This is a genomic window from Polaromonas sp. (assembly GCF_043778355.1).
GTDB lineage: Bacteria > Pseudomonadota > Gammaproteobacteria > Burkholderiales > Burkholderiaceae_C > Polaromonas.
The window spans coordinates 1-21796 of record NZ_JAYWHI010000075.1 but is presented as its reverse complement, the minus strand read 5'-3'; the positions used below and the strand labels follow the sequence as shown (position 1 = coordinate 21796).

The window sequence follows — 21796 nt, the reverse complement described above, 5'->3', positions numbered from 1 at the left end:
AATTAACGACGAACAAGGAGTACTCACATGCCTCGCGTCAAACGTGGTGTAACGGCTCGCGCCCGCCACAAAAAAGTTTTAGCCCTTGCAAAAGGTTTCCGCGGCCGCCGCGGCAATGTCTTCCGGATCGCCAAAGAAGCGGTGATGAAGGCCGGGCAATATGCCTACCGTGACCGCCGCACCAAAAAGCGCGTGTTCCGCCGCCTCTGGATTGCGCGTATCAACGCCGCCAGCCGTTCGTTCGGCATGACCTACAGCCAGTTCGCCAATGGCCTGAAAAAAGCCGGCATCGAGATCGACCGCAAGGTACTGTCCGATATGGCGATCCATGACAGCGCCGCTTTTGGCGCCATCGTGGACCAGGTCAGGGCCAAGCTGGCTGCCTGATTTTCAGGGCAGGATGCTATTGAATCAATAGCGGCTTGCGTACGAAAATAAAGGGCTGGAGCTTGAAAAGGCTCCGGCCCTTTTCTGTTGACAAAGCGGCACCCGGGGCTGCCGCAGTTGGCAAGTTACTTACAAGAAATTTATGAACGAACTTGATGCTCTGGTGGATTCGGCAACAACCGGTTTTGCGCAAGCGGGCACACCCGCCGAGCTGGAAAATGCGAAAGCCCAGTTCCTGGGCAAAGCCGGGCGCATCACGGAGCTGATGAAAGGCCTGTCGGCCTTGCCGGTGGACGAGAAGAAGTCCCGCGGCGCCGCCATCAACCTCGCCAAGCAGGCCATCGAAGCCGCGCTGACCGCGCGCCGCCAGGCGCTGGCTGACGCGGAATTGCAGTTGCAACTCAAGGCCGAGGCGCTCGATGTGAGTCTGCCGGGACGCCAGCGGCCCACGGGTGGCCTGCATCCGGTATCGCTGACGCTGGAGCGCATTGAAGCTATTTTCGGCTCCATAGGTTTTGATGTCGCGCAGGGTCCCGAGATCGAAACCGACTGGTTCAACTTCACTGCACTGAACACGCCCGAGGACCATCCGGCGCGTTCCATGCACGACACCTTTTATGTCGAGGGCGGCACCGAGACCGCCCCCAACCTGCTGCGCACCCACACCAGCCCGATGCAGATCCGCTACGCGGTGCAGCATGTCAAAAAACACCGTGTGCTGATAGACGCCGGTGGCGTGATGCCGGAAATCCGCGTGATCGCGCCGGGCCGCACTTACCGCGTCGACAGCGACGCCACCCATTCGCCGATGTTCCACCAGTGCGAAGGCCTGTGGATAGGCGCAAACGTCAGCTTCAAGGACCTGAAGGTGGTGTTTACCGACTTCTGCCGGACTTTTTTCGAAAGCGATGACCTGGTTCTGCGCTTTCGTCCCAGCTTTTTCCCTTTCACCGAACCCAGTGCCGAGATCGACATCCAGTTCCAGACCGGTCCACTGGCTGGCCGCTGGCTGGAAGTGGCCGGTTCCGGCCAGGTACACCCGAACGTGGTGCGCAACATGGGCCTGGACCCCGAGCATTACATCGGCTTTGCCTTCGGCATGGGCCCGGACCGGCTGACCATGCTGCGTTATGGCGTCAATGACTTGCGGCTGTTCTTCGACGGCGACCTGCGTTTCCTGTCGCAGTTTCAGTAACCCACCCGGCTCCTTCACACCATGCAATTCCCTGAATCCTGGTTGCGCGAATTCTGCAACCCCGCGCTGAGCACCGAAGCCCTGGCCGAGACCCTGACCATGGCCGGGCTGGAGGTCGAAGAACTCAAACCCGTGGCACCGCCTTTCACAAAAATTGTCGTCGGCGAAATCCGCGAAGCGGTGCAACATCCGGATGCTGATCGCCTGCGCGTCTGCCAGGTGGATGTGGGGCAGGGCGCCTTCCTCAACATCGTTTGTGGTGCGCCGAATGCGCGTGTTGGCATCAAGGTGCCTTGTGCGCTGGTCGGTGCCAAGTTGCCTCCGGGCGAGGATGGCAAACCCTTTCTGATCAAGGTCGGCAAGCTGCGCGGCGTCGAAAGCCAGGGCATGTTGTGTTCGGCGCGTGAACTCAAACTGTCCGAGGACCACGGCGGCCTGCTCGAACTCGCCGCTGGCGCAAAGGTCGGTCAGGACATCCGTGAGCACCTGAACCTTGACGACACGCTGTTCACGCTCAAGCTCACGCCCAACCTCGCGCATTGCCTGAGCGTCTACGGCGTGGCGCGCGAAGTCGCCGCCCTGACTGGTGCACCACTGAAAGTGCCGGCTTCCCCACCGGTCGCCATATCGGGCGTTGACAAACTGCCTGTCACCATCAGTGCGCCTGATCTTTGCGGGCGCTTCTCCGGCCGCATTGTGCGCAAGGTCAACACCCGGGCGATCACACCCGCCTGGATGGTGGACCGCCTGGCACGTTGCGGTCAGCGCAGCGTGACTGCGCTGGTAGATATTTCGAACTATGTGATGTTCGAACTGGGCCGGCCCTCGCATATTTTTGACCTCGACAAGATTCACGGCGGTCTCGATGTCCGCTGGGGCAAGGCGGGTGAATCGCTCAAGCTGCTCAACGGCAACACCGTGACGGTTGATGAAAAGGTTGGCGTGATTGCAGACAGCCAGCAGGTCGAATCGTTGGCCGGCATCATGGGCGGTGACGCCACGGCCGTGTCGGACACGACAGAAAACATTTATGTCGAGGCTGCTTTCTGGTGGCCCAAGGCGATTGCGGGGCGTTCGCGCCGCTATAACTTTTCCACCGATGCGGGCCATCGTTTTGAGCGCGGTGTTGATTCGGGCCAGACGGTGGAGCACATCGAACGTATCACGCAACTGATTCTCGACATTTGCGGCACGCCCGACACGGTCTGCGGACCGATTGACGATCTGCAGGTCAACATGCCGCAGGCCGCTCCTGTCACCTTGCGTGTGGCGCGTGCCGTCAAGGTTATTGGCATGCCCTTGACGCAGCTTCAATGCGCCGATGCGCTGCGGCGCCTGGGCCTGCCCGTGACCGAGGGCGAGGGAACGCTGACGGTCACGCCACCGAGCTACCGCTTCGACCTGCAGATCGAGGAAGACCTGATCGAAGAAGTGGTCAGGATGGTCGGCTACCAGCAACTGCCGGCGACACCACCGCTAGCGCCCATCACCGCGCGTTTACGACCGGAAGCGCAGCGCAGCGCCTTTGCCGTGCGGCGCGCGCTGGCAGGTCTGGGTTATCAGGAAACCATCAACTTCAGCTTTGTTGAGGAGCGCTGGGAGCATGAGCTTGCCGGCAATCCCAACCCGATCAAACTGCTGAACCCGATTGCCAGCCAGATGAGCGTGATGCGTTCGTCCCTGCTCGGCTCGCTGCTGCAGGTGCTGAAATTCAACCTTGACCGCAAGGCCGCCCGGGTCAATGTGTTTGAGGTGGGGCGCGTCTTTTTGCGCGACCTGGCCAGCCTGAACACCGACACCACGGTCGCGGGTTTTGACCAGCCGATGCGGGTGGCCGGTCTGGCCTACGGCCCGCGCGAGAGTTTGCAGTGGAGCCTGTCCGACAAGGGCGTGGATTTCTTCGACGTCAAGGGTGATGTGCAAGCTCTGTTGTCGCCGTTACAGGCGGTGTTCACGCCGGCCAGTCATCCTGCCATGCATCCCGGCCGCAGCGCCAGCGTCGCGGTCAACGGCCGGGTCATCGGTTTTGTCGGCGAGTTGCACCCGCAGTGGCGTCAGGGCTATGAGCTGGCGCAGGCGCCGATTCTGTTTGAACTCGACCTGGATGTTTTGTTGCAACGGCTTGTCCCCGTGTTCCAGCCGGTCAGCAAGTTGCAGCCGGTCGAGCGCGATATCGCTGTGATCGTGGCCGAAGGGGTGACGCACGCCTCCCTGATGGCCGGCATCCATGGCGCCGATACCCAGGGTTTGCTCCGGTCGGCCACCCTGTTCGATGTCTATAAACCGAAACAAGGTTCGACGGCCATGCAGCTTGGAGAAAAAAGTCTCGCGGTGCGCTTGGTCCTCGGCAGTGACGACGCTACACTGACCGACGAACAAATCGAAGTGGTGACTCAGGCGGTGCTGGCCAGTCTACAGCTCCGGTTGCAGGCGCGTTTGCGTGCCTGAGGGTTCCAACAACAACAGTTATCAGGGAGGAGTGCAGCGTGGAATTTTCCGTTGAAAGTCTAGAAAGCCCCGCGCTCACCAAGGCCCATCTGGCCGAATTGCTGTTTGAACAGATCGGACTGAACAAGCGCGAATCGAAAGACATGATCGACGCTTTTTTCGACCTGATTTCTGATAGCCTGGTCGAGGGCAACGATGTGAAAATTTCCGGATTCGGCAATTTTCAGATCCGCACCAAAGCCCCGCGTCCGGGGCGTAACCCCCGCACCGGCGAGTCGATCCCCATCCAGGCGCGCCGCGTGGTGACTTTTCATGCCAGCCACAAGCTCAAGGAACACATCCAGGGTCAAACGGCGGGCGCCGTCGAACCGCTGCTTGTCACCGGCAAATAGTTGCTGGACGCCTGTTGGCGGCCCTCTCATTTCCGGTCGGGGTTGCATGTCAGTAGGAAGCCGGAATGGGACCTAAACAACACATCTGGGCGATCTGTTTGTAACTATTTGCGCTAAGTTTGGACTTAGAGTAGATTTGTAGCTTTACCGCTTAGCGCATTGATTTAATTGGAGAAAACTCTCCCCCCCATTCCCGCCAAACGCTACTTCACCATCGGCGAAGTCAGTGATTTGTGTGGCGTCAAACCTCATGTGCTCCGTTATTGGGAGCAAGAGTTCACGCAGCTGCGCCCGATGAAAAGGCGCGGCAACCGCCGCTACTACCAGCACCATGAAGTGCTGATGATCCGCCGGATCCGGGATCTGCTCTACGACCAGGGATTCACCATCAGTGGCGCGCGCAACAAGCTGCAGGAAATCGTGCAGACCGAGCGTGACAAGCGCCGCAACGGCGAGGTGATGCTCGAAGGCGTGGATGTGATGGAGGGCGGCGATTCCATCCTCGACGACTTCGGCGATTCGGCGGATTTCGAGGACAGTGCGATGGACAGCGTGTTGGACATTGCCCATCTGCCCGACGACAGTGCCGCGCAGCAGCGGCTGCAACTGGTGCGCCGCGAATTGTTTGAAATCCGTGATCTGCTCAGTGCGACCTACTGAAGCGAGCAGAGGAAGCGCGCTATAATTTCAGGCTTGAGACGGTGTGTGGCGCAGCCTGGTAGCGCACTTGCATGGGGTGCAAGGGGTCGAAGGTTCGAATCCTTTCACACCGACCAGATCAAATGAAAAAGCCGGTCAGCGCATGCTGACCGGCTTTTTTCATGGCTTGCTCGGGGCGTGCAGAATGCGTTAAGCCGCGGCTAGTTCCTGGGCCTGCCGCGTTAGGGCGACATCACTGTTGAGCTCACCCCCCAGCGCTTCCAGAATGTCCGGAATCATGGCCGACAGCTCACCGGTGAGGATGGCAGCATCGGTATCGAAACCGTCGTCGTCCTTGTCCTTGTCGCCGATGCCGTCGAGTACCACATCGAGCAGCTTCAGCTTTTTGATTTGACCGGCATCACTCAGGACAAAAGACACGCGGTCGTTCCAGGTCATGGCCAGTTGCGTCGGCACCTTGCCGGCCTCAATGTGCTTTGCCACTTCGTCAATCTCCAGTGTGTGGCGTGAATAACGAACGGTCGATTTTTCGTCATCGGGTGTTTTGAGTTCGCAGTCGCGGTCTACCGTGAAGCCGACTGGAGCCTCTCGGCTGGACAGCCAGTGCGCCATGGACGCAGCGGCCGATTGGCTGGTTTGTACAGGCTGTGCTTTCAGGCCGGCGGCACCGGGAATGCTGCTGAGGGCCTCGACCAGAAAGCTGACCACCTTGTCGGCACCCGTCAGGCTGCCGGAGTCCACCACGATAAATTTGTTGACGGGATCCAGCCACAAGGTGGTGGAAGACTGTTTGGTGAACGCGCGCGGCATCAGGTCCAGCAGGACTTCCTCCTTGAACTCTTTCTTGATCTTGGCGCCGACGCGTTCGCGGCCGGTTTCCTGTTTGTATTTCTCGACGCGTTCCTCGATGGCGGCCTTGATGGCGGATGCAGGCACGGGACGGCGTTCGGTGCACAGGCGCACGATGAGCTGGCGGTTGATGGTTTCCACGAGGGCCGTGCTCTTGTTACCGCGCGGAGCCACCCATCCGCTGGATTCAGGCTGTGTGGCGCCACAGGGCAGAAAGCGTGTGGCCTGCAAGGCTTCTTCCAGTGCGTCCAGGGGTGGGAGTACAAAATCATCTGCGATGCGAAAAAAGGACGCGCTTTTGAACATGAAATTCCGGGGGTGTAAAAGGAGGGGAGAGCAAAGAAATGCACCGCGCGACGCGCAGGCGATAGGGAAGTTTAAGGCAGGCGCGGCGCGTTCTTCACCTGCGAGAAGGCTTTACGTGATGTCCAGAACATGAATGCCGTAACTGCCCTTGCGCCTGTCGGCGAAATAACACTCCAGCGTTGTCTTCACGGTTTTAAAGGCGATCTCTTCCCAGGGAATGTCGGCCTCGGCGAACAGCCGGGCCTCAATCGTTTCATGGCCAGGCTGGAACTGGTCGCTGAGCAACCTGGCGCGGTAAAACAGGTGCACCTGACCGACACGCTCGACATTGAGCAGGCTGAAAAGCGATTCCATTTCAAACTGCGCACCGGCTTCCTCAACGGTTTCCCGTGCGGCGCCCTGAGCGGTGGTTTCGTCCAGCTCCATGAAGCCGGCGGGCAAGGTCCACTTGCCCCAACGCGGTTCGATATTGCGCTTGCACAGCAACACCTTGTCCTCCCAATGCGGGACCGTACCGACCACGTTGAGCGGGTTCTCGTAGTGGATGGTGCTGCAGGCTGGGCAGACGGCACGCTCCTTGGTGTCGCCGTCATCGGGAACCCGGTAGCTCACTGCGCTGCCGCAGTTTTTGCAATGTTTGATCGGACTGCGGTACATGCGGCCAAGTGTAGATTGAAAAGTAAAAAGGGCTCCTCGCGGAGCCCTTTTCAATGACTCGGCCCCTGTCAGGCCTTGGTGGTTTTGGTGTGTTTTTCGATCAGGGCGCGTGCCGTGTCCAGCAACTTCTTGCCGTCGAAACCTTTCTTGTTCATGTCTTCGACCCATTCGACTTCCACGGTGCGGGACTTGCGGCGGAATTCCTGGGCTTCGACCGGGCTCACGGTGTAGATCGTGTTGCCGCGGTCACTGGCTGACTTGCGGCCAATGCCGTCGTTACCTTGTTGGGTTTTACCCAGCCAGGCCGAGGTGGCCATGCCGGAGTTGTTGTCGATGACTTTTTTCAGATCGGGCGGCAGCGAGTTGTACTTGGCCTTGTTCATGGCCATCACAAAGGTGGTGGTGTAGAGGCTGCCACCGGCGGGGTCGAATTCAGCGTGGAACTTCGTGAGCTCGTTAACCTTGACCGAAGGCACCACTTCCCAGGGAATCACGCAGCCCGTGATGGTGCCCTTGCTCAGCGCGTCGGTGATGGCGGGCAGGGGCATGCCGACCGGTGTGGCACCGAGTATGCCCATCAGCTTGGTGACCTGGCGCGTCGGTGCGCGCATTTTCTGGCCTCGCATGTCAGCGATTGAACGGACCGGCTTGTCCATTGTGTGAATCACGCCAGGGCCATGCACATGAAGCGCCAGGACCTGGGTCTCCTTGAACTCATCCGGTGCCATGGTCTGCACGTATTCCCAATAGGCCTTGGACGTCGCTTCGGCATTGGACATGATGAACGGCAGTTCAAAGGCCTCAATGCGCGGGAAGCGGCCGGCGTTGTTCCCGGGCAGGGTCCACACGATATCGACCACACCGTCTTTGGCCTGGTCATACAGCTGCACCGGTGTGCCGCCGAGTTGCATGGCGGGGTAGGCTTCGAACTTGATACGGCCGCCGGATTCTTTTTCGACCTTGTCCATCCAGGGCTTGTGCATGCCCAGCCAGACGTTGGACGTGGGCGACATGAAGGTGTGAAACTTCAAGGTCACTACCTGCTGTGCCAGGCCCGACAGGGCGGGGGCGCCCAGGGCAGCAGCGGCGCCGGTTTTAAGAAGAGTGCGTCGTTGAATCATGTGGGGTCTCCGGTGAAGATAGCTAGAAATTAATTCAGGACGGGCCGCTTGGGAACCCGTGCTTGCCCTGATCAAGAGGCGTAGACGAAAACTTTACAAGGCACGACGGCGCGCAGGGCGCCTTCCGAATGTCGCGTCAGGCCACTTTGACCGTCAAGCTGCCCAGCCCGCGCACTTCACCGACCATGGTGTCGCCCGAGACCACAGCGGCCACGCCTTCGGGCGTACCGGTGTAAATCAGGTCGCCAGGCTGCAGCTCCCAGGCTGCAGACAGGTGCTCGATGGTTTCCGCGAGGTTCCAGATCAGCTTGCTGACGGTGCTGCGTTGGCGGTCTTTGCCATTGACCTGCAGGAAGATCTCGGCGTTGGCGACATCACCGGCCTTGTCGGCTGGTGTGATGGGGCCAATTGGCGCCGATTGGTCGTAGGCCTTGCCGATGCACCAGGGGCGGCCCTGTTTTTTCATCTCGCCCTGCAGGTCACGGCGTGTCATGTCCAGACCAACCGCGTAACCGAAGATGTGTTTGAGCGCGTCTGCGGCCAAGATGTTCTTGCCGCCGGTGCCGATGGCTGCCACCAGCTCGATCTCGTGGTGCAGGTTGTTGGTGAGGGATGGGTAGGGGATGACGCCGGTCTGACCGGCCTCGACCACCACTACCGCATCGGCCGGCTTGAGAAAGAAAAATGGCGGCTCGCGGCCGGTGAAGCCCATCTCCTTGGCGTGTTCCTCATAGTTGCGGCCCACGCAATAAACGCGGTGCACGGGGAAACGGTCCAGCGTGCCGACCACGGGGACCGAGACCAGCGCGGGGGGGGTAAATACAAAGCTCATGACAACCTCTCTTCTCTGTGTATGCCCAGTGCCTGATGCACCGGACGGTCTGAAAAACTGAACAACACGCAGCCGGGCGCCGAGCGCAGACGCGCGGTGTGCCAGGATGGGATCACAAAATGGTCGCGTGGACCAAACTCGAACACCTGCTCTTGTTCCGCGTGCGAGATGGTCACACTGCCGTGGCCCTCCACCACACTGAACACCGCGCCATCGGTCTGGCGCCAGGCCTGGCCGTCAAAACCGGCCGGCAGGCGCTGCATGAAGGTGGCCATGGTCGGCATCGGCGAGCCACCGGTGGCCGGGTTCACATAACGCAGCTTGACGCCGTCCCAGGCGTCCACAGGCGCCTGGCGCTCCAGCGTATGCAGCGCCTCACGGGTGCGCTCGTAGGGGTAGCTGAAGATCGGCGAGGTCTGGCCAAAGGGCGCGTCGTAACGCACCGGCAGCATATTGGCGCCGTAGCGTTGGTAGCTCGTGCCTTCGGCTTTGGTCACTGTCTGGGAACGCTCGCTGTGGTTTTCTGCGAAGCCCGCATCAAAAAACCGCAGCATGGGAATGTCCAGTCCGTCGAGCCAGACCACCGGCTCGCCATCGGTTTGCGTTCCCTCATGACCATGGTCGTGCCAGGTCCAGCTCGGCGTGATGATGAAGTCGCCGGGTGTCATGGTCGTGCGTTCGCCGTCGACGGCGGTGTAAGCGCCTTTTCCCTCGACCACAAAACGCAGCGCGCTCTGGGTGTGGCGGTGGCTGGGCGCCACTTCACCGGGCAATATCAGTTGCAGGCCGGCATACAGTGACTGGGTGATCGCCGATTGCCCGCGAAGTCCAGGGTTCTCCATGATCAATACACGGCGCACCGCTTCTTCGGCAGTGATCAGTTGGCCGGACGCCATCAGGTAAGGGCGCACCTCCTCATAAGCCCAGAATGCCGGCACACACGGTGTGGCGGGCTGCTGCGGCACCAGTGCATGCAACACCTCCCACAAGGGCGTCATGTGCTGCGCACGGATGGCATCGTAAAAGGCCTTGCGTGTACTGCCAGGAGGTGGGGTCATGTCCATGGAAGTCTCCGGGGGGTCAGCGGTCGAAGAAAACGCCGTCCTGCGACAGTTGTTGCTGCAAGTCGGCGACGTTGAGGTTGCGGAAGCTCTGGCCGCTTGTCAGCAGTGCTGCGGCCGTACCGGCGGCCTGACCCATCACAAAACAGCCGCCGCTGGCGCGCGCTGCCGACTGGCCCTCGTGGGTCATGGACGCACAGCGTCCGGCGACGAGCAGGTTGGGTACCACGCTGTTGGTCAACATGCGCCAGGGCAGGTCGTTGTAGGCGCGTTGTTCATCACGCGCAAAGCCCCAGCTGATGGCGCCGTCCACATGCATTTCCATGGGCCAGGCATTGATGCCGATTGCGTCGTCAAAACGTGCGGACGACAGGATGTCTTCGCCGGTGAGCGCGTAGTTGCCGCAGATGCGCCGCGTTTCGCGGATGCCGACCTGGGGGGCGATATCGACAATGGCCGACTGCTCAAAGCCGGGCACCTCGTTTTTCAGGAAGCGGAAATATTCGGTGATCTGCCGGCGGCCCTCAAGCTCGCCCTCGCTGAGCTGGCGCGCATCGGTGGCGTCCATCGCCATGCCGGCAGCATTGCGTATCTGCGTGACGTTGGCGCGCCATTCGGCTGGATTCTTGTTGGGGCGCAGGATCGCGCCCTTGCGCGGAAACTTGTAGCGACCAGGCGCGCGCAGTTCGCTGTCGTCCATGAGTGTGTTGATGGCGCTGAATTCACCGACCGCAGCCAGCGCGCGCGGTGCATCCACATGCCCAACGCGAAACATGGTGGTCGGGAACAGCGCGCTGCCCTGGCCGTCGCCCAACTCAAAAGGAACGCCGGCAAAATGCGCCACGTCGGCGTCACCCGAGCAATCGATAAAACGCTGGGCACGAATCGCCTGGCGGCCGGACTTGGTCTCCACCACCAGCGCTGCGATGGACGGGCCGTCCATCACCACGGCCGCAGCCCAGGCATGAAACAGCAGTTGCACACCGGCTGCCAGCAGCAGCTGGTCGGCGGCGCATTTGTAGGCCGAGACATCGTAGGACCTGACGCGGATGCGGCCTTGCATTCCATCTTGTGGCTGGTTAAGTCCACCCAGCACGTCAATGCGTTCCAGCAAATCATCCACCACGCCATGCACGAGTTGATGCATCTCGCCATTTTTCCGGCCGTACAGGCCCGCGAAGTTGGTCACGCCGCCAGCCGTGCCCATGCCGCCCAGAAAGCCATAACGCTCCACCAACAAGGTGCGCGCGCCGCGCTTTGCGGCACTGACACTGGCCGCCAGTCCGGCCGGCCCGCCGCCGATCACGACGACATCAAACTCCCCATACACGGGCAGGGTGCGGGCAGGCTCGGTGATGGTCATAAAGTTACGCAGTGAGCGACCGTGGGGGCATGAGCTATTCGATTTTGATGCCACGCATCGTGATGATGCCGCCCATGATGGCGGTTTCGCTGCGGATGCGGGTGATCAGGCCTTCGGGCGCGGTGCCGACCGCCTGCCAGCCCTGGTTGAACAGTTTCTGGCGGGTGTCGTTGTCGCGGATGATGCGCGGCACCTCCTGCGCCAGACGTGTCTGCGCAGCCTTGGACAGGTTGGCTGGGCCCACCAGCGCGGTCCAGACTTCGAGGTTGAAGTTGCGCACTTCCGCATCAGTCAGCGACGGGATCTCCGAGGCCAGGGCACTGCGTCCGCTGGTCAGGCCGATGGCCTTGAGCTTGCCGGCCCTGATCTGCGGCAGCGCGATACCCGGCGGCACCAGCGCCATCTGAATCTGGCCGCCCAGTAGCGCGGTAACAACCTGCGGGTTGCCCTGATAAGGCACATGCACGGCACCCAGATTGCCGGCGGTGGATTTGAGCAGTTCCATGCCCAGATGCCCGACCGAGCCATTGCCGACCGAACCGTAGTTCCATTTGTCTCCGCCGTTGCGGGCGGCCAGGAAAAAATCGCTGCCCGACGGCTGGTTCATGGGGGCGACCAGCACCAGCGGCGCCGTGGTCAGCAGCGAGATCGGGGTGAAGTCTTTGGCGGGGTCGTAAGGCAGTTTGGCATACAGCATCTTGGCCGAGGTCAGGTTCCCGTTGATCACGACCGCCAGCGTGTGGTCGTCGGTGGCTTTGGCCGCCAGGTCGGCGGCGATGTTGCCGGACGCGCCGGGTCGGTTTTCCACGATGACCGGTTGCCCGAGGGCGCGCGACAAGGGCTCGGCCAGTGTGCGTGCCGCCATGTCAGGGGTCGAGCCACCGGGAAAGCCCACCAGCAGTTTCACCGTTCGTGTCGGCCAAGTCGCCGAGGCGGCTTCCTTGGGGGCTGCTTTTTTTGATGTATTTTGGGCTGCAGCCACTGTGGACAGGGCGAGAGCCGCTATCAAAAGTGTAGTGCGCTTGGATAATTTCATGCAGTCCTCCGGTTTTACAAGGGCCTATTTGAACAGTTTTGATGGCTCTATACCGTCGTACATCCACTGCAAGCCGGCAAAACCGGCGCTTTCTTTTCCGCCTTGAAACATCTGGTTACGCAGCTCGCGTTGCACGCCCGCCGCATGGTAGATGTCGCCATAAAAGCGCGCAGTCAGTTGTACCCGTCCGGTGCGCAGGTAGCGTGCCTGTTGGTATTTCTGAAAGGCCTGGGGGACGTCGCCGTGCGTGAAGCGCAACGCCTCGCGCAGCACCACGGCATCCTCAATGGCCTGGCCGGCGCCTTGGGCCAGGTACTGCAGCATCGGATGCGCCGCATCGCCGAGCAGCGTGACACGCCGGTCGGTCCAGTTCTTAACCGGCTCGCGGTCACACAGCACCCACATTTTCCAGGTCTCGATTTTCCCCAGCAGTTCCTGGACCTGCGGGCAGGCGTCGGCAAACCGCTCTGTGAGCTCCGCCGTATCGCCGAAAGTGTTCCAGCCTTCGTCGTACCTGTTGCTGTGAAACACCGCGACCAGGTTGAACAGCTCGCCGCGCCGCAGCGGGTAATGCACCAAGTGGGTTTTTTCGCCGCCCCAGAGCAACACGTCGTCGCTCCACAAATGCGCCGGTACATCTTCACGCTTGAGCACGGCGCGGTAGGCAATGTGGCCCGACACGCGCGGCTTGCCGTCACCGACCACCACCTCGCGCACCTTGCTCCAGATGCCGTCAGCACCGATCAGGGCCGCGCCCTGCAGCACCTCGCCGCCCGCCAGGTGGACCTGCACGCTGGTGTCCGATTGGGTGAAAGATTCGAGCTTTGCACTGGTGCGCAGCGTCACGTTCTCTTGCGCCGCGCAGGCGTCCAGAAACACCTGGTGCAGGTCGGCGCGGTAAATCACGCCATACGGAAAACCGTAGGTGGCGCGCGCCATGTCGCCGAGCGGCACCCGCACGACTTTTTCGCCGGTACGCACATCATGCATGCCCAGACCCGGCGGGAAGAAAGACACCTTGCTGACCACGTCGGTCAGGCCCAGGTAGGCGAACATGCGGAAAATATTTGGACCTAGCTGGATACCCGCGCCGATTTCGCCGAAGCTGGCCGCCTGCTCCAGCACGGTCACGGCATGTCCGTCACGTGCCAGCACAAGTGCGGTGGCCAGGCCGCCTATGCCGCCGCCGGCAATGAGAATGGAAAGAGGAGAAGTCACAGAGGTTGGCTTGTGTCTGGGTGTCAGAACGAATGATAAGTATACTTATTATTTGCCTGTACGGTACATACCCTGATCCTTGAAAGCGCATCCGCAGGAACCTGCTCAGCCCTCCCTTAAACTCCCGCCATGCCAACAAGTTTTAACTTCATCGAAGCGCCGGGGCACCAGATCCGGCGCGCTCACCAGGTGTCGATTGCCCTCTTTATGGACGAGACGGCCGGGTTTGACGTGACGCCGGTGCAGTTCGCGATCCTGAATGCGCTGATGGATGATCCTGGTGAAGACCAGGTCACGCTGGCCGGGCGGGTGGCTTTTGATGCTGCAACCTCAGGCTCGGTCATCGGCCGGCTGGAGGCCAAAGGCTGGGTGCGCCGCGAAGCCGATCCTGCCGACAAGCGCCGCAAGCTGCTGTGGGTCACGCCCGAAGGTCAGCAGGTCGCGCTGCAAATGAAGCGGGCTGTCAGCAAGGTCCAGTCACGCCTCTTGAAGCCGCTCAGCGCCGCCGAGCGAAAGCGGTTTGGCGTGCTGCTGGGCAAATTGATTGCCGGTCACGAGGGCGCTGAGTAGCCTCTTGTTGGGACAGCGCGCCCCGCTCGTCAGGCCGATTTGGCCAGCAGCGTGAAGTGTTCCACCACTGGCGGCGCAGCAAAAAACGGCCCGACGATGGCGCGCCAGTTGGCAAAAGCCGGCGATTCGCGAAAACCCACGGTATGGTCTTCCAGCGTGTCCCAGAAAATCTGCAGGATGTAACGCTCCGGGCTTTCAATACCCTTGTTGACCTTGAAGCCCTGAAAACCCTTGGCGCCGCTTATCACGGTCGTCAGCCCGCGCTGGATGGCTTCGTCAAAAGCGGCCTGCTGGCCGGGGGCGATACGGATGTCGGCGAGTTCGAGAATCATGGGTGTCCCTGAATGGAGTGGAATTGAGTCGCCAGCTTTTAATACTGGCTGGCCGGTAACTCTACCGTCAAACCATCAAGTTTTTCATTCAGGATGATCTGGCAACTGAGGCGGCTGGCCGGCGTGGCCGGCATGGCAGTGAAGGCCAGCATGGCGCGCTCTTCGCCGTCGGCAGCCGGCAACAGCGCCGCGAACGGCTCCGCCACCATCACATGGCAGGTCGCGCATGTCAGCAAGCCGCCGCAATCGGCTGCGATGCCTTTCACGCCGGCGGCCACCGCTGCTTCCATCAAAGTTCGGCCAATTCTGCCCTGAGCCCTTATCTGTTGTGCGTCACCAGCTATGAAATTGATAGTAATCATGACAATCTTTCCGCTCAGATGCGGTTGAAATATTCGCGGCGCTGCCAGTCGTCCTGGTCCACGGCCTGCGCGTGGCGCGTGATCTCCGACTGCTTGATGCGCGTGAAGTAGTTGATGAAGCTGTGGCCGAAGGCGTCTGCCAGCACCGCGTCTGCCTGCAGCGCGTCCAGCGCTTCGCCGAGGCTGGTGGGTATTTTTACGGCGGCGTCGCCGTACGGTGCGTCGGTGGCCGCCGGCGCTTTCAACTGGCGCGTGATGCCGTCGAGTCCGGCGTGGATTTGCGACGCCAGGTAGAGGTAGGGGTTGGCGGCAGGTTCGCCGATGCGGTTTTCAATGCGCGTTGCGGCATCGCCCGGCTGCCCGACCACACGCAGCATCGCGCCCCGGTTGTCGCGGCCCCACAGCACCGACTGCGGCGCCAGCGCGTTGGGGCGAAAGCGGCCGTAGCCGTTGATCGTCGGCGTGCAGAACACCGCCATGCCGTGTGCGTGGGCCAAGAGGCCGGCCAGGTAATGTTCACCCAGCGCGGAAAGGGTGTATTGCGCATCGGTGGGCTGTGCGCCTGCCGCCGGTGCGTCGCGCTGAAACAGGTTGGCGCCGGTGTGTAAGTCTGTCAGCGACTGGTGCAGATGCCAGCCGCTGGACATGATGCAAGGGAAAGGCGGGCGGCACATGAAGGTGGCGTGGTAGCCAGCGCGGCGCAGCGCCTGTCTGACCGCGCTGCGAAACAGCACCATGTTGTCGGCCGCAGTCAGCGCATCGGTAGCGTCGAACACGGCTTCCACCTGGCTGGGGCCGAGTTCGATTTCCAGCGACTGCAAGGGCAGTCCCAGCGCCTGCGCCGTGTGCTGGACAATGCGCAGCGGCTCCTCGGCCATGTCGAACCATTGCTCGGACAGCAGGTTGTAGCCGGGATGAATCATCGCAACTTTGGGCGGCAGGCCGGGCCAGGCGGCCTGATCCGGGTCGAGCTGGTCTTCGGCGCCGTCACCGGTGATGCGGTAGATGTGAAACTCGATCTCCAGCCCGCACTTCATGCCGTAGCCCGCGTCGGCGAGTCGCGCCAGCGCGCGTTGCAGGATGCGCCGCGTGTCCAGTTCAACCGCGCTGCCGTCCTGCATCCAGGGCTGGCCCTGGACCCAGCCGGTGGCCGCTGTCCACGGCAGCTGTTTGAAGCTGGCCGGGTCGGCCAGCAGCAGCAGGTTGCTCGCAAACTCGAAGCCCGGCAGTTCAGCCGTGCCGCCGGCCTCGAACACCTTGAAGGCGGTGCGGTCGGAACTGTCCTTGAGCAGCAAGGTGCTGACCAGGCCGACGCCGTCGCGCATGGCTTTGGCCGCCGCAGCGGCAACCAGCGTTTTGCCGCGCAGCGTACCGTGTAGGTCGCACCAGGCAAAGCGCACCAGTTCGATGCCACCGGCGTTGATCAGCGCCTGTGTCTGCTCAAGCGCGCGCTGCCGCTTGACATTGTGGATGCCACAGAGTTCGGCGAAGCAGTTCATCTGGTGTCCGTTCGGGCTGGGCTTGGCCCGTCCTGAGCGTGTCGAAGGGTCGAAGCCAGGGCAGGCACTTCGACTGGCTCAGTGCGAACGGGGGGAGATGCCCATGGTGCGTTTTTCTGCTTGGCCCGCACCTGCGCCTGCCACCAGTCGGACCACTCGCCCGCAGGAGCAATGCCGTCCACCGTGTCGGGCCCGCGCATCAGCGCGCTCTGGCTGGCGTCCGCAATGCCGGGCGCGACGCCGCCTTGCTGCACCGTCGCAATTGCCTTGATCAGCACCCGGCGGTTCGCCATGATGACTTTGTCGGAGCTGCCCAGGTGCTCCCGCGTGCGGTCCTGGATCGCGCCCATGCTTTCCACCGCCCACTGGTCGTGCACATTGATGTCCTCTTCGCCCATGCCCAAATAGGTTTGCGTGCGCTGCTCGTCGGCATTAAAGCCCCAGTTGTTGTGGCGCCCGGCGTTCGGGATGTAGTCGGGCAGCGAGATGAACTGTTGGCGCTGCGCGCGCATGCTCGCCTTGTCCAGCGGGCCGGCAAAGCTGGTGAAGAAGGAGTACCAGTAGGTGTGGGCGTCGTCCACCGGCACATGCATCTGGGTGATCGTCATGGTTTCCGACAGCGGGATCACAAAAGTTGCCGGAAAAATCGCGTGGGTCACGCGCACATGGGTCAGCTTGTCATTCATGGGCCGCAAGGCCGTCAGCTGTGTGCCCCAGGGCGTGGCCTCGAAGCTGATGTCGGGTTGCGCGAACTCGCGCATGATGCGTGTCATTGGCCACTGCTCGCCGGCTATGGCGCCGGCGCTGGCGCTGCGAAACTGTTTGCCAGCCGCGTTGTCGCCGACATCTTCCAGTGCTTCGTCCTGCAAAAAGCGGTGCAGAAAAGACGGATGCGCCGGGTCGATGCCGACCTCGAAAGCCTGCAACCAGTTGGCGTTCCACAGGCCCTTGAAGGCGAAGCTGTGGCTCGCCGGCGCGGTGAAGCAATCAAAGGCTGGCAGCGGTGGCGGGATCGAACCCTCGGGGCCAAGCCAGGCGAAAATCACGCCGCTTTTTTCCAGCACCGGGTAGCTGCGCTGCCTGACGCGATCACAGAGCTTGCTACCGGCGGGTTCTGCGGGGGTCTCCAGGCAGCGGCCAGTGACGTCGAACTTCCAGCCGTGAAAGGGGCAGCGCAAGCCGTCGCCTTCGGCGCGTCCGAAGGACAGGTCGGCGCCGCGGTGTGGGCAGTCGCGGTCCAGCAGCCCATAGTTGCCTTGGTCATCCTTGAAAAGAACCAGGTCCTGGCCCATCAGGCGCACCGCCTTGACAGGGCGTTTGTCCATGCGCGGGTCCAGCAGCGGATTGAATTCATCGACCAGCGCCGCCGCTTGCCAGTAGCTGCGCAGCAGCGCGCCGCAAGGTGTGCCGGGGCCGACGCGGGTGATCAATTCGTTCTGTTCTGTGTTCATCGGACGGCCTTCTTAAAACGGTATACCGAAATTAAAATTCAGTGTACAGTTCGCGGCATGAACTTGCAAGAGACGGTGCTGATCCAGTTGCGCGACCTGATTCTGCGCGGTGAGTTCGAGCCCGGCCAGCGCCTGGCCGAGCAGCAACTGGCCGAACGCCTGGGCGCTTCCCGTACCCCCGTGCGCGCGGCACTTGTGACGCTGGAGCAGGAAGGCCTGGTTGAAGCCAACGACACCGGCAAGTTTCTGGTGCGCCAGTTCACGCCGCGTGAAGTCGCCGACGCGATTGCCGTGCGCGGCCATCTCGAAGGCATGGCGGCGCGGCTGGTCGCCGAACACGGCCTGTCACGCCAGTTGCAGGCCGAACTGCAGGCCTGCCTCGACGAGGGTGACCTGGCGCTGGCCGCCAATCCACTGGATTACGAAAGTTATGCGGCCTACGCGGTGGTCAACGATCGCTTCCACGCGCTGGTGCTGGAGGCCAGCGGCAACCGCGCACTGCAACGCGCGGTAGCGCTCAACGACAAGCTGCCGTTTGCGCCTGCCTCGGCGATGTTGCCGATGCAGGGCACAGTGGCGCTGGACCGCGACTGGATGCTGTATGCGCATCGCCAGCACCACATGTTGTTTGCCGCGCTCAAGGCCGGTGAGGGCGCGCGCGCGCAGGCCTTGGCCATCGAACACACGGAAGTGGCCCAAATGAACATGCGCATGGCGCTGGAGCGCAGGACCGAGGCCGAGCGCGTGTTGCCGGCGATTCGCCTGGTGGTGGGGCGTTGACCAAAATGCTTGTCAGTTTCACGGCCGCTGGTGTGCGCCGCGGCTTCTTTACGGCCCAGGTGATGGCGCCGGGCATCACGCTGTATGCCATGGTTTTCGGCGTGCTGGCCAGCGAGCGCGGCATGTCCTGGCTGCAAGCCATGCTGATGAGCGCCGCCGTCTATTCAGGCAGCGCGCAACTGGCGGCCTTGCAGGGGTGGACGGCGACTGCCGCGATCACGCCGGTCATCGTCACCATCCTGGTCATGAACGCGCGTTATGTTCTTTATGGTGCGGCCCTGCAGCCCTGGCTGACCAGCCTGCCACGGCATCAGAGCTGGGGCTCACTGTTTTTCCTCGGTGACGGCAACTGGGCCATGGCCATGCGCGAGTACGACGCCGGTTACCGCGATGCGGGTTATGTGTTCGGTTCCGGCGTGGCGATGTTTGTGCCCTGGCTGGGCGGCACGCTGATGGGCCACCTGCTGGCAGGCAGCGTGCCGAATCCTGCCGCCTTCGGCCTTGATTTCATGCTGGCGGCTTTTGCTGCGGCCATCGGCATGGTGCTGTGGCGCGGCAAGTCGGACCTGTGGCCGGTCGCTGCGGCAGGACTGGTGGCGCTGCTGCTGCACCGGCTGCTGCCGGGCGCCTGGTACATCGTCGGCGCGGGCATCGCAGGCGGGCTGATGGGAGCATGGCGCCATGGCCGTTGAGTCGACTTTCTGGCTGGCGCTGGCAGGTATGGCGCTGGCGTCTTTTGCCTGCCGCATCAGCGGCTTTTTGCTGATGGGTTACGTGACCATCACGCCGCGTGTCGAGGCCGCGCTCAAGGCGATACCGATCTCGGTGATGGTCGGCATCGTGACGCCGGCCGCCACCTCGGGCAAGTTGCCGGAAATGCTGGGCTTGCTCGCAGTGGCACTGGCGATGAAGCTGCTGCGCAATGACCTGGCCGCCGCCGTGGCGGGCGCGGCGACCGTGGCCATCGCGCGCTGGGCGCTTGCCTGAGTCGTCGGTGCGGAGTTGTCATTGCGGCCTCGAGCCGCAATCCATGCTTCGCAAACCAGCGGCCGTGGTGTATGGCGCATGGATGCCGGATCAAGTCCGGCATGACAATCCATGGAAGGTTCCGGCGTCGGCCTTATTGCTTCGCTACCCGCAGCACCAACTTGCCGAAGTTCTCGCCGTTGAAAAGTTTGAGCAGCGTCTCCGGGAAGTTCTCGATTCCGTCCACCACGTCTTCCTTGCTTTTCATCTTGCCGTCCTTCAGGTAGCCAGCCATCTCGGCGATCGCCAGCGGGTAGCGGTCGGCGTAGTCGAAAACCACAATGCCCTCCATGCGCGCACGGTTCACCAGCAGCGACAGGTAGTTGGCCGGACCCTTGACCGGCGTGGTGTTGTTGTACTGGCTGATGGCGCCGCAGATGATGATGCGGGCGCCGCGTGTGATGCGGGTCAGCACCGCGTCGAGGATGTCGCCGCCGACATTGTCGAAATAGATGTCCACGCCTTTCGGGCAGTGTTCCTTGAGGCCGGCTTTCACGTCGCCGGCCTTGTAGTCGATGCAGGCGTCAAAGCCGAGTTCGTTGACGACCCAGTCACACTTGGCCTTGCCGCCGGCAATGCCAACCACGCGGCAACCCTTGAGTTTGGCGATCTGCCCGACGGTCTGACCCACGGCGCCGGCCGCGCCTGAGACCACCACGGTTTCCCCGGCTTTGGGCTGACCCACATCCATCAGCCCGAAGTAACCAGTCATGCCGGGCATGCCCAGCACATTGAGCCAGGACGTCAGCCCCAAGCGCGCGTCGATCTTGAACATGCCGCTGCGCTTGATCTGCGCCTCGGGGATCAAACAGTATTCCTGCACGTCCAGCCCGGCGTTGACGTAGTCGCCCACCGCAAAAGCCGCATTGTTCGAGGCGATCACCTGGCCGACGCCGCCAGCGCGCATGACTGCGCCGATCTCGACCGGCGGGATGTAGCTCTTGCCTTCGTTCATCCAGCCGCGCATGGCCGGGTCCAGCGACAGACACAGGGTCTTGACCAGCACACCGCCGGGACCGGGCTCGGCGACGGGTTCGGTGGTGAAACGCCAGTTGTCGCGTGTCGGCAGGCCGACGGGACGGCTGGCCAGGCGGACCTGGTGGTTGCTCAGGGAAGTGATGGTGCTCATGGGGGTCTCCGGGGGAAGCATCTGGCTGGAAAAAAACAATGGTAGTGGCGGCACGCCCCCGCGTCAGTCGCGCAGGCGATTCGTTTCCGATATGCTTTCCCTCATGAAACTCTACAACTACTTCCGCTCTTCGGCCTCGTTTCGTGTGCGCATCGCGCTGCAGCTCAAGAGCCTGCCTTACGACTACCTGCCGGTTCATATTGCCAGGGGTGATCACAGGAAGGAAAGCTACGCCGCCGTGTCGGCTGACATGCTGGTGCCCATGCTGGAAACCGATGAGGGCGAGCGCCTGTCGCAGTCCATGGCCATCATCGAATACATCGACGAAACCCACCCGGCTGTGCCGCTGTTGCCAGCCGACGCGCTGGGCCGCGCCAGGGTACGTGCGCTGGCGCAGTCGATTGCCTGCGAGATCCACCCGCTGAACAACCTGCGTGTGCTCAAGTACCTGGTGCGTGAGCTCAGGGTCGACGAAGAGGCCAAAAACACCTGGTACCAGCACTGGTGCCGTGAAGGCCTGGAAGCTTTCGAGCGCCAGCTCAGCCAGCTCCCGCCATCGACCTACTGTTATGGCGAGATGCCGACGCTGGCCGACTGCTGCCTGGTGCCGCAAATCTTCAACGCACAACGCTTCAAGGTGAACTTCGACGGCCTGCCGCGCACCATGGCCGCTTACCAAGCATGCATGGCGCTGGAGGCTTTCCAGAAAGCCCAGCCCGCGGCCTGCCCGGACAATGAGCTCTGATCGGGAGACAGCGTGTCCCCTGACTGGCTGACGCCCGACTGGCCCGCGCCGCGGGGCGTGCGTGCGGTCTTCACCACCCGGCAGGGCGGCGTCTCGGTGGCGCCTTGGGAAAGCATGAACCTGGGCGACCACGTTGGCGACGCCCCTGCCCAGGTGGCCGCCAACCGCGCCTTGCTGGGGCAGGCGCTCGGCGCCAGACCCGTGTTTTTGCAGCAGGTGCACGGCTCAGCCGTGTTGTCGCTGGATGGCGAAACGCCACACGGTCTGCAGGCCGACGCCGCCATGACCGCGCAGCGCGGCATCGCATGCACCATCATGGTGGCCGATTGCCTGCCGGTTCTGTTCACCAACACCGAGGGCTCGGTAGTGGCTGCTGC

At 62.3% G+C, this 21796-nt stretch carries 24 protein-coding genes and 1 tRNA gene; 12 read left to right on the top strand and 13 right to left on the bottom strand.

Annotated features, from left to right (window positions below; translation table 11 throughout):
- Window positions 1-27: 27 nt before the first annotated feature.
- The 6 genes from rplT (at window position 28) to ACH2CW_RS11265 (ending at window position 5198) form a co-directional block, all read left to right on the top strand.
- The gene (rplT, locus tag ACH2CW_RS11290; RefSeq protein ID WP_188708570.1) at window positions 28-387 is read left to right on the top strand and encodes a 50S ribosomal protein L20; all 360 of its coding nucleotides are present in this window, start codon (window positions 28-30) and stop codon (window positions 385-387) included.
- Window positions 388-529: 142 nt separating this feature from the next.
- Window positions 530-1582, top strand: a complete 1053-nt coding sequence (pheS, locus tag ACH2CW_RS11285) for a phenylalanine--tRNA ligase subunit alpha (protein ID WP_395058118.1) — start codon at window positions 530-532, stop codon at window positions 1580-1582.
- A 21-nt stretch (window positions 1583-1603) separates the two neighbouring features.
- Window positions 1604-4030, top strand: coding sequence for a phenylalanine--tRNA ligase subunit beta (gene pheT / locus ACH2CW_RS11280; protein WP_395058116.1), 2427 nt, complete (start codon window positions 1604-1606; stop codon window positions 4028-4030).
- 38 nt (window positions 4031-4068) lie between these two features.
- Window positions 4069-4422, top strand: a complete 354-nt coding sequence (locus tag ACH2CW_RS11275; protein ID WP_395058114.1) for an integration host factor subunit alpha — start codon at window positions 4069-4071, stop codon at window positions 4420-4422.
- Between the two features lie 168 nt (window positions 4423-4590).
- Entirely contained in the window at window positions 4591-5082 is a 492-nt protein-coding gene (locus ACH2CW_RS11270; protein ID WP_395058112.1) for a MerR family transcriptional regulator, read from the top strand.
- Window positions 5083-5121: 39 nt separating this feature from the next.
- A tRNA-Pro gene (locus ACH2CW_RS11265) sits at window positions 5122-5198 on the top strand.
- A 73-nt stretch (window positions 5199-5271) separates the two neighbouring features.
- Here ACH2CW_RS11265 and ACH2CW_RS11260 read toward each other — a convergent pair.
- The 8 genes from ACH2CW_RS11260 to ACH2CW_RS11225 form a co-directional block, all read right to left on the bottom strand.
- On the bottom strand, window positions 5272-6237 hold the full coding sequence (locus tag ACH2CW_RS11260; protein WP_395058110.1) for a recombination-associated protein RdgC: 966 nt from the start codon (window positions 6235-6237) through the stop codon (window positions 5272-5274).
- Window positions 6238-6348: 111 nt separating this feature from the next.
- A complete protein-coding gene (locus ACH2CW_RS11255; RefSeq protein WP_395058108.1) occupies window positions 6349-6894 on the bottom strand; it encodes an NUDIX hydrolase in 546 nt (181 codons plus the stop codon).
- Window positions 6895-6962: 68 nt separating this feature from the next.
- Window positions 6963-8015, bottom strand: a complete 1053-nt coding sequence (locus ACH2CW_RS11250) for a TRAP transporter substrate-binding protein (protein ID WP_395058106.1) — start codon at window positions 8013-8015, stop codon at window positions 6963-6965.
- A 136-nt stretch (window positions 8016-8151) separates the two neighbouring features.
- Entirely contained in the window at window positions 8152-8847 is a 696-nt protein-coding gene (locus ACH2CW_RS11245) for a fumarylacetoacetate hydrolase family protein (RefSeq protein ID WP_395058104.1), read from the bottom strand.
- Window positions 8844-9911, bottom strand: a complete 1068-nt coding sequence (gtdA, locus tag ACH2CW_RS11240) for a gentisate 1,2-dioxygenase (protein WP_395058102.1) — start codon at window positions 9909-9911, stop codon at window positions 8844-8846. The genes ACH2CW_RS11245 and gtdA overlap by 4 nt, the downstream gene beginning before the upstream one ends.
- Before the next feature lie 16 nt (window positions 9912-9927).
- Window positions 9928-11271: an FAD-dependent oxidoreductase gene (locus ACH2CW_RS11235; protein ID WP_395058100.1), complete on the bottom strand. Its 1344-nt coding sequence runs from the start codon at window positions 11269-11271 to the stop codon at window positions 9928-9930.
- 34 nt (window positions 11272-11305) lie between these two features.
- A complete protein-coding gene (locus ACH2CW_RS11230; RefSeq protein WP_395058098.1) occupies window positions 11306-12307 on the bottom strand; it encodes a Bug family tripartite tricarboxylate transporter substrate binding protein in 1002 nt (333 codons plus the stop codon).
- Between the two features lie 24 nt (window positions 12308-12331).
- Window positions 12332-13525, bottom strand: coding sequence for a 3-hydroxybenzoate 6-monooxygenase (locus ACH2CW_RS11225; RefSeq protein ID WP_395058096.1), 1194 nt, complete (start codon window positions 13523-13525; stop codon window positions 12332-12334).
- Between the two features lie 129 nt (window positions 13526-13654).
- Here ACH2CW_RS11225 and ACH2CW_RS11220 point away from each other — a divergent pair, with 129 nt between their 5' ends.
- Window positions 13655-14095: a MarR family winged helix-turn-helix transcriptional regulator gene (locus ACH2CW_RS11220; protein WP_395058094.1), complete on the top strand. Its 441-nt coding sequence runs from the start codon at window positions 13655-13657 to the stop codon at window positions 14093-14095.
- Window positions 14096-14124: 29 nt separating this feature from the next.
- Here the strand turns inward: ACH2CW_RS11220 and ACH2CW_RS11215 are convergent, their stop codons facing one another.
- The 4 genes from ACH2CW_RS11215 to ACH2CW_RS11200 are packed head-to-tail and all read right to left on the bottom strand — an operon-like array spanning window position 14125 to window position 17739.
- A complete protein-coding gene (locus ACH2CW_RS11215; RefSeq protein ID WP_395058092.1) occupies window positions 14125-14427 on the bottom strand; it encodes an antibiotic biosynthesis monooxygenase family protein in 303 nt (100 codons plus the stop codon).
- 38 nt (window positions 14428-14465) lie between these two features.
- Window positions 14466-14789, bottom strand: coding sequence for a 2Fe-2S iron-sulfur cluster-binding protein (locus ACH2CW_RS11210; protein WP_395058090.1), 324 nt, complete (start codon window positions 14787-14789; stop codon window positions 14466-14468).
- A gap of 14 nt (window positions 14790-14803) precedes the next feature.
- Window positions 14804-16288 carry a glutamine synthetase family protein gene (locus ACH2CW_RS11205; protein WP_395058088.1) on the bottom strand — a complete coding sequence of 495 codons (1485 nt, stop codon included), beginning with the start codon at window positions 16286-16288 and terminating at the stop codon, window positions 14804-14806.
- Window positions 16285-17739 (bottom strand): Rieske 2Fe-2S domain-containing protein, encoded by a 1455-nt coding sequence (locus tag ACH2CW_RS11200; RefSeq protein ID WP_395058086.1) that lies wholly within the window; start codon window positions 17737-17739, stop codon window positions 16285-16287. The genes ACH2CW_RS11205 and ACH2CW_RS11200 overlap by 4 nt, the downstream gene beginning before the upstream one ends.
- A 57-nt stretch (window positions 17740-17796) precedes the next feature.
- Here ACH2CW_RS11200 and ACH2CW_RS11195 point away from each other — a divergent pair, with 57 nt between their 5' ends.
- From ACH2CW_RS11195 to ACH2CW_RS11185, 3 genes are read left to right on the top strand one after another with little or no spacing between them, the layout of a single operon-like run.
- Window positions 17797-18519, top strand: a complete 723-nt coding sequence (locus tag ACH2CW_RS11195) for a GntR family transcriptional regulator (RefSeq protein ID WP_395058084.1) — start codon at window positions 17797-17799, stop codon at window positions 18517-18519.
- 5 nt (window positions 18520-18524) lie between these two features.
- On the top strand, window positions 18525-19211 hold the full coding sequence (locus ACH2CW_RS11190) for an AzlC family ABC transporter permease (protein WP_395058121.1): 687 nt from the start codon (window positions 18525-18527) through the stop codon (window positions 19209-19211).
- Window positions 19201-19506 carry an AzlD family protein gene (locus ACH2CW_RS11185; protein ID WP_395058082.1) on the top strand — a complete coding sequence of 102 codons (306 nt, stop codon included), beginning with the start codon at window positions 19201-19203 and terminating at the stop codon, window positions 19504-19506. Before ACH2CW_RS11190 ends, ACH2CW_RS11185 begins: the two co-directional genes overlap by 11 nt.
- Window positions 19507-19639: 133 nt before the next feature.
- On the opposite strand, the gene ACH2CW_RS11180 is transcribed toward ACH2CW_RS11185, so the two are convergent.
- Window positions 19640-20674: an NADP-dependent oxidoreductase gene (locus ACH2CW_RS11180; protein WP_395058080.1), complete on the bottom strand. Its 1035-nt coding sequence runs from the start codon at window positions 20672-20674 to the stop codon at window positions 19640-19642.
- A 103-nt stretch (window positions 20675-20777) separates the two neighbouring features.
- Between ACH2CW_RS11180 and maiA the strand changes: the two genes are divergently transcribed.
- Window positions 20778-21419 carry a maleylacetoacetate isomerase gene (gene maiA, locus ACH2CW_RS11175; RefSeq protein WP_395058078.1) on the top strand — a complete coding sequence of 214 codons (642 nt, stop codon included), beginning with the start codon at window positions 20778-20780 and terminating at the stop codon, window positions 21417-21419.
- Between the two features lie 12 nt (window positions 21420-21431).
- On the top strand, window positions 21432-21796 hold a 365-nt coding region (locus tag ACH2CW_RS11170; RefSeq protein ID WP_395058076.1), incomplete at its 3' end, for a polyphenol oxidase family protein.

What these genes read in the sequence shown, in the direction of transcription:
- ACH2CW_RS11215 (WP_395058092.1), bottom strand. Translation starts at nt 14,427, where the DNA reads ATGATTCTCGAACTCGCCGACATCCGTATCGCCCCCGGCCAGCAGGCC.
- ACH2CW_RS11260 (WP_395058110.1), bottom strand. Translation starts at nt 6,237, where the DNA reads ATGTTCAAAAGCGCGTCCTTTTTTCGCATCGCAGATGATTTTGTACTC.
- ACH2CW_RS11200 (WP_395058086.1), bottom strand. Translation starts at nt 17,739, where the DNA reads ATGAACACAGAACAGAACGAATTGATCACCCGCGTCGGCCCCGGCACA.
- ACH2CW_RS11210 (WP_395058090.1), bottom strand. Translation starts at nt 14,789, where the DNA reads ATGATTACTATCAATTTCATAGCTGGTGACGCACAACAGATAAGGGCT.
- ACH2CW_RS11220 (WP_395058094.1), top strand. Translation starts at nt 13,655, where the DNA reads ATGCCAACAAGTTTTAACTTCATCGAAGCGCCGGGGCACCAGATCCGG.
- ACH2CW_RS11190 (WP_395058121.1), top strand. Translation starts at nt 18,525, where the DNA reads ATGCTTGTCAGTTTCACGGCCGCTGGTGTGCGCCGCGGCTTCTTTACG.
- maiA (WP_395058078.1), top strand. Translation starts at nt 20,778, where the DNA reads ATGAAACTCTACAACTACTTCCGCTCTTCGGCCTCGTTTCGTGTGCGC.
- gtdA (WP_395058102.1), bottom strand. Translation starts at nt 9,911, where the DNA reads ATGGACATGACCCCACCTCCTGGCAGTACACGCAAGGCCTTTTACGAT.
- pheS (WP_395058118.1), top strand. Translation starts at nt 530, where the DNA reads ATGAACGAACTTGATGCTCTGGTGGATTCGGCAACAACCGGTTTTGCG.
- ACH2CW_RS11235 (WP_395058100.1), bottom strand. Translation starts at nt 11,271, where the DNA reads ATGACCATCACCGAGCCTGCCCGCACCCTGCCCGTGTATGGGGAGTTT.
- ACH2CW_RS11245 (WP_395058104.1), bottom strand. Translation starts at nt 8,847, where the DNA reads ATGAGCTTTGTATTTACCCCCCCCGCGCTGGTCTCGGTCCCCGTGGTC.
- ACH2CW_RS11255 (WP_395058108.1), bottom strand. Translation starts at nt 6,894, where the DNA reads ATGTACCGCAGTCCGATCAAACATTGCAAAAACTGCGGCAGCGCAGTG.
- pheT (WP_395058116.1), top strand. Translation starts at nt 1,604, where the DNA reads ATGCAATTCCCTGAATCCTGGTTGCGCGAATTCTGCAACCCCGCGCTG.
- ACH2CW_RS11250 (WP_395058106.1), bottom strand. Translation starts at nt 8,015, where the DNA reads ATGATTCAACGACGCACTCTTCTTAAAACCGGCGCCGCTGCTGCCCTG.
- ACH2CW_RS11180 (WP_395058080.1), bottom strand. Translation starts at nt 20,674, where the DNA reads ATGAGCACCATCACTTCCCTGAGCAACCACCAGGTCCGCCTGGCCAGC.
- ACH2CW_RS11205 (WP_395058088.1), bottom strand. Translation starts at nt 16,288, where the DNA reads ATGAACTGCTTCGCCGAACTCTGTGGCATCCACAATGTCAAGCGGCAG.
- rplT (WP_188708570.1), top strand. Translation starts at nt 28, where the DNA reads ATGCCTCGCGTCAAACGTGGTGTAACGGCTCGCGCCCGCCACAAAAAA.
- ACH2CW_RS11195 (WP_395058084.1), top strand. Translation starts at nt 17,797, where the DNA reads ATGAACTTGCAAGAGACGGTGCTGATCCAGTTGCGCGACCTGATTCTG.
- ACH2CW_RS11185 (WP_395058082.1), top strand. Translation starts at nt 19,201, where the DNA reads ATGGCCGTTGAGTCGACTTTCTGGCTGGCGCTGGCAGGTATGGCGCTG.
- ACH2CW_RS11230 (WP_395058098.1), bottom strand. Translation starts at nt 12,307, where the DNA reads ATGAAATTATCCAAGCGCACTACACTTTTGATAGCGGCTCTCGCCCTG.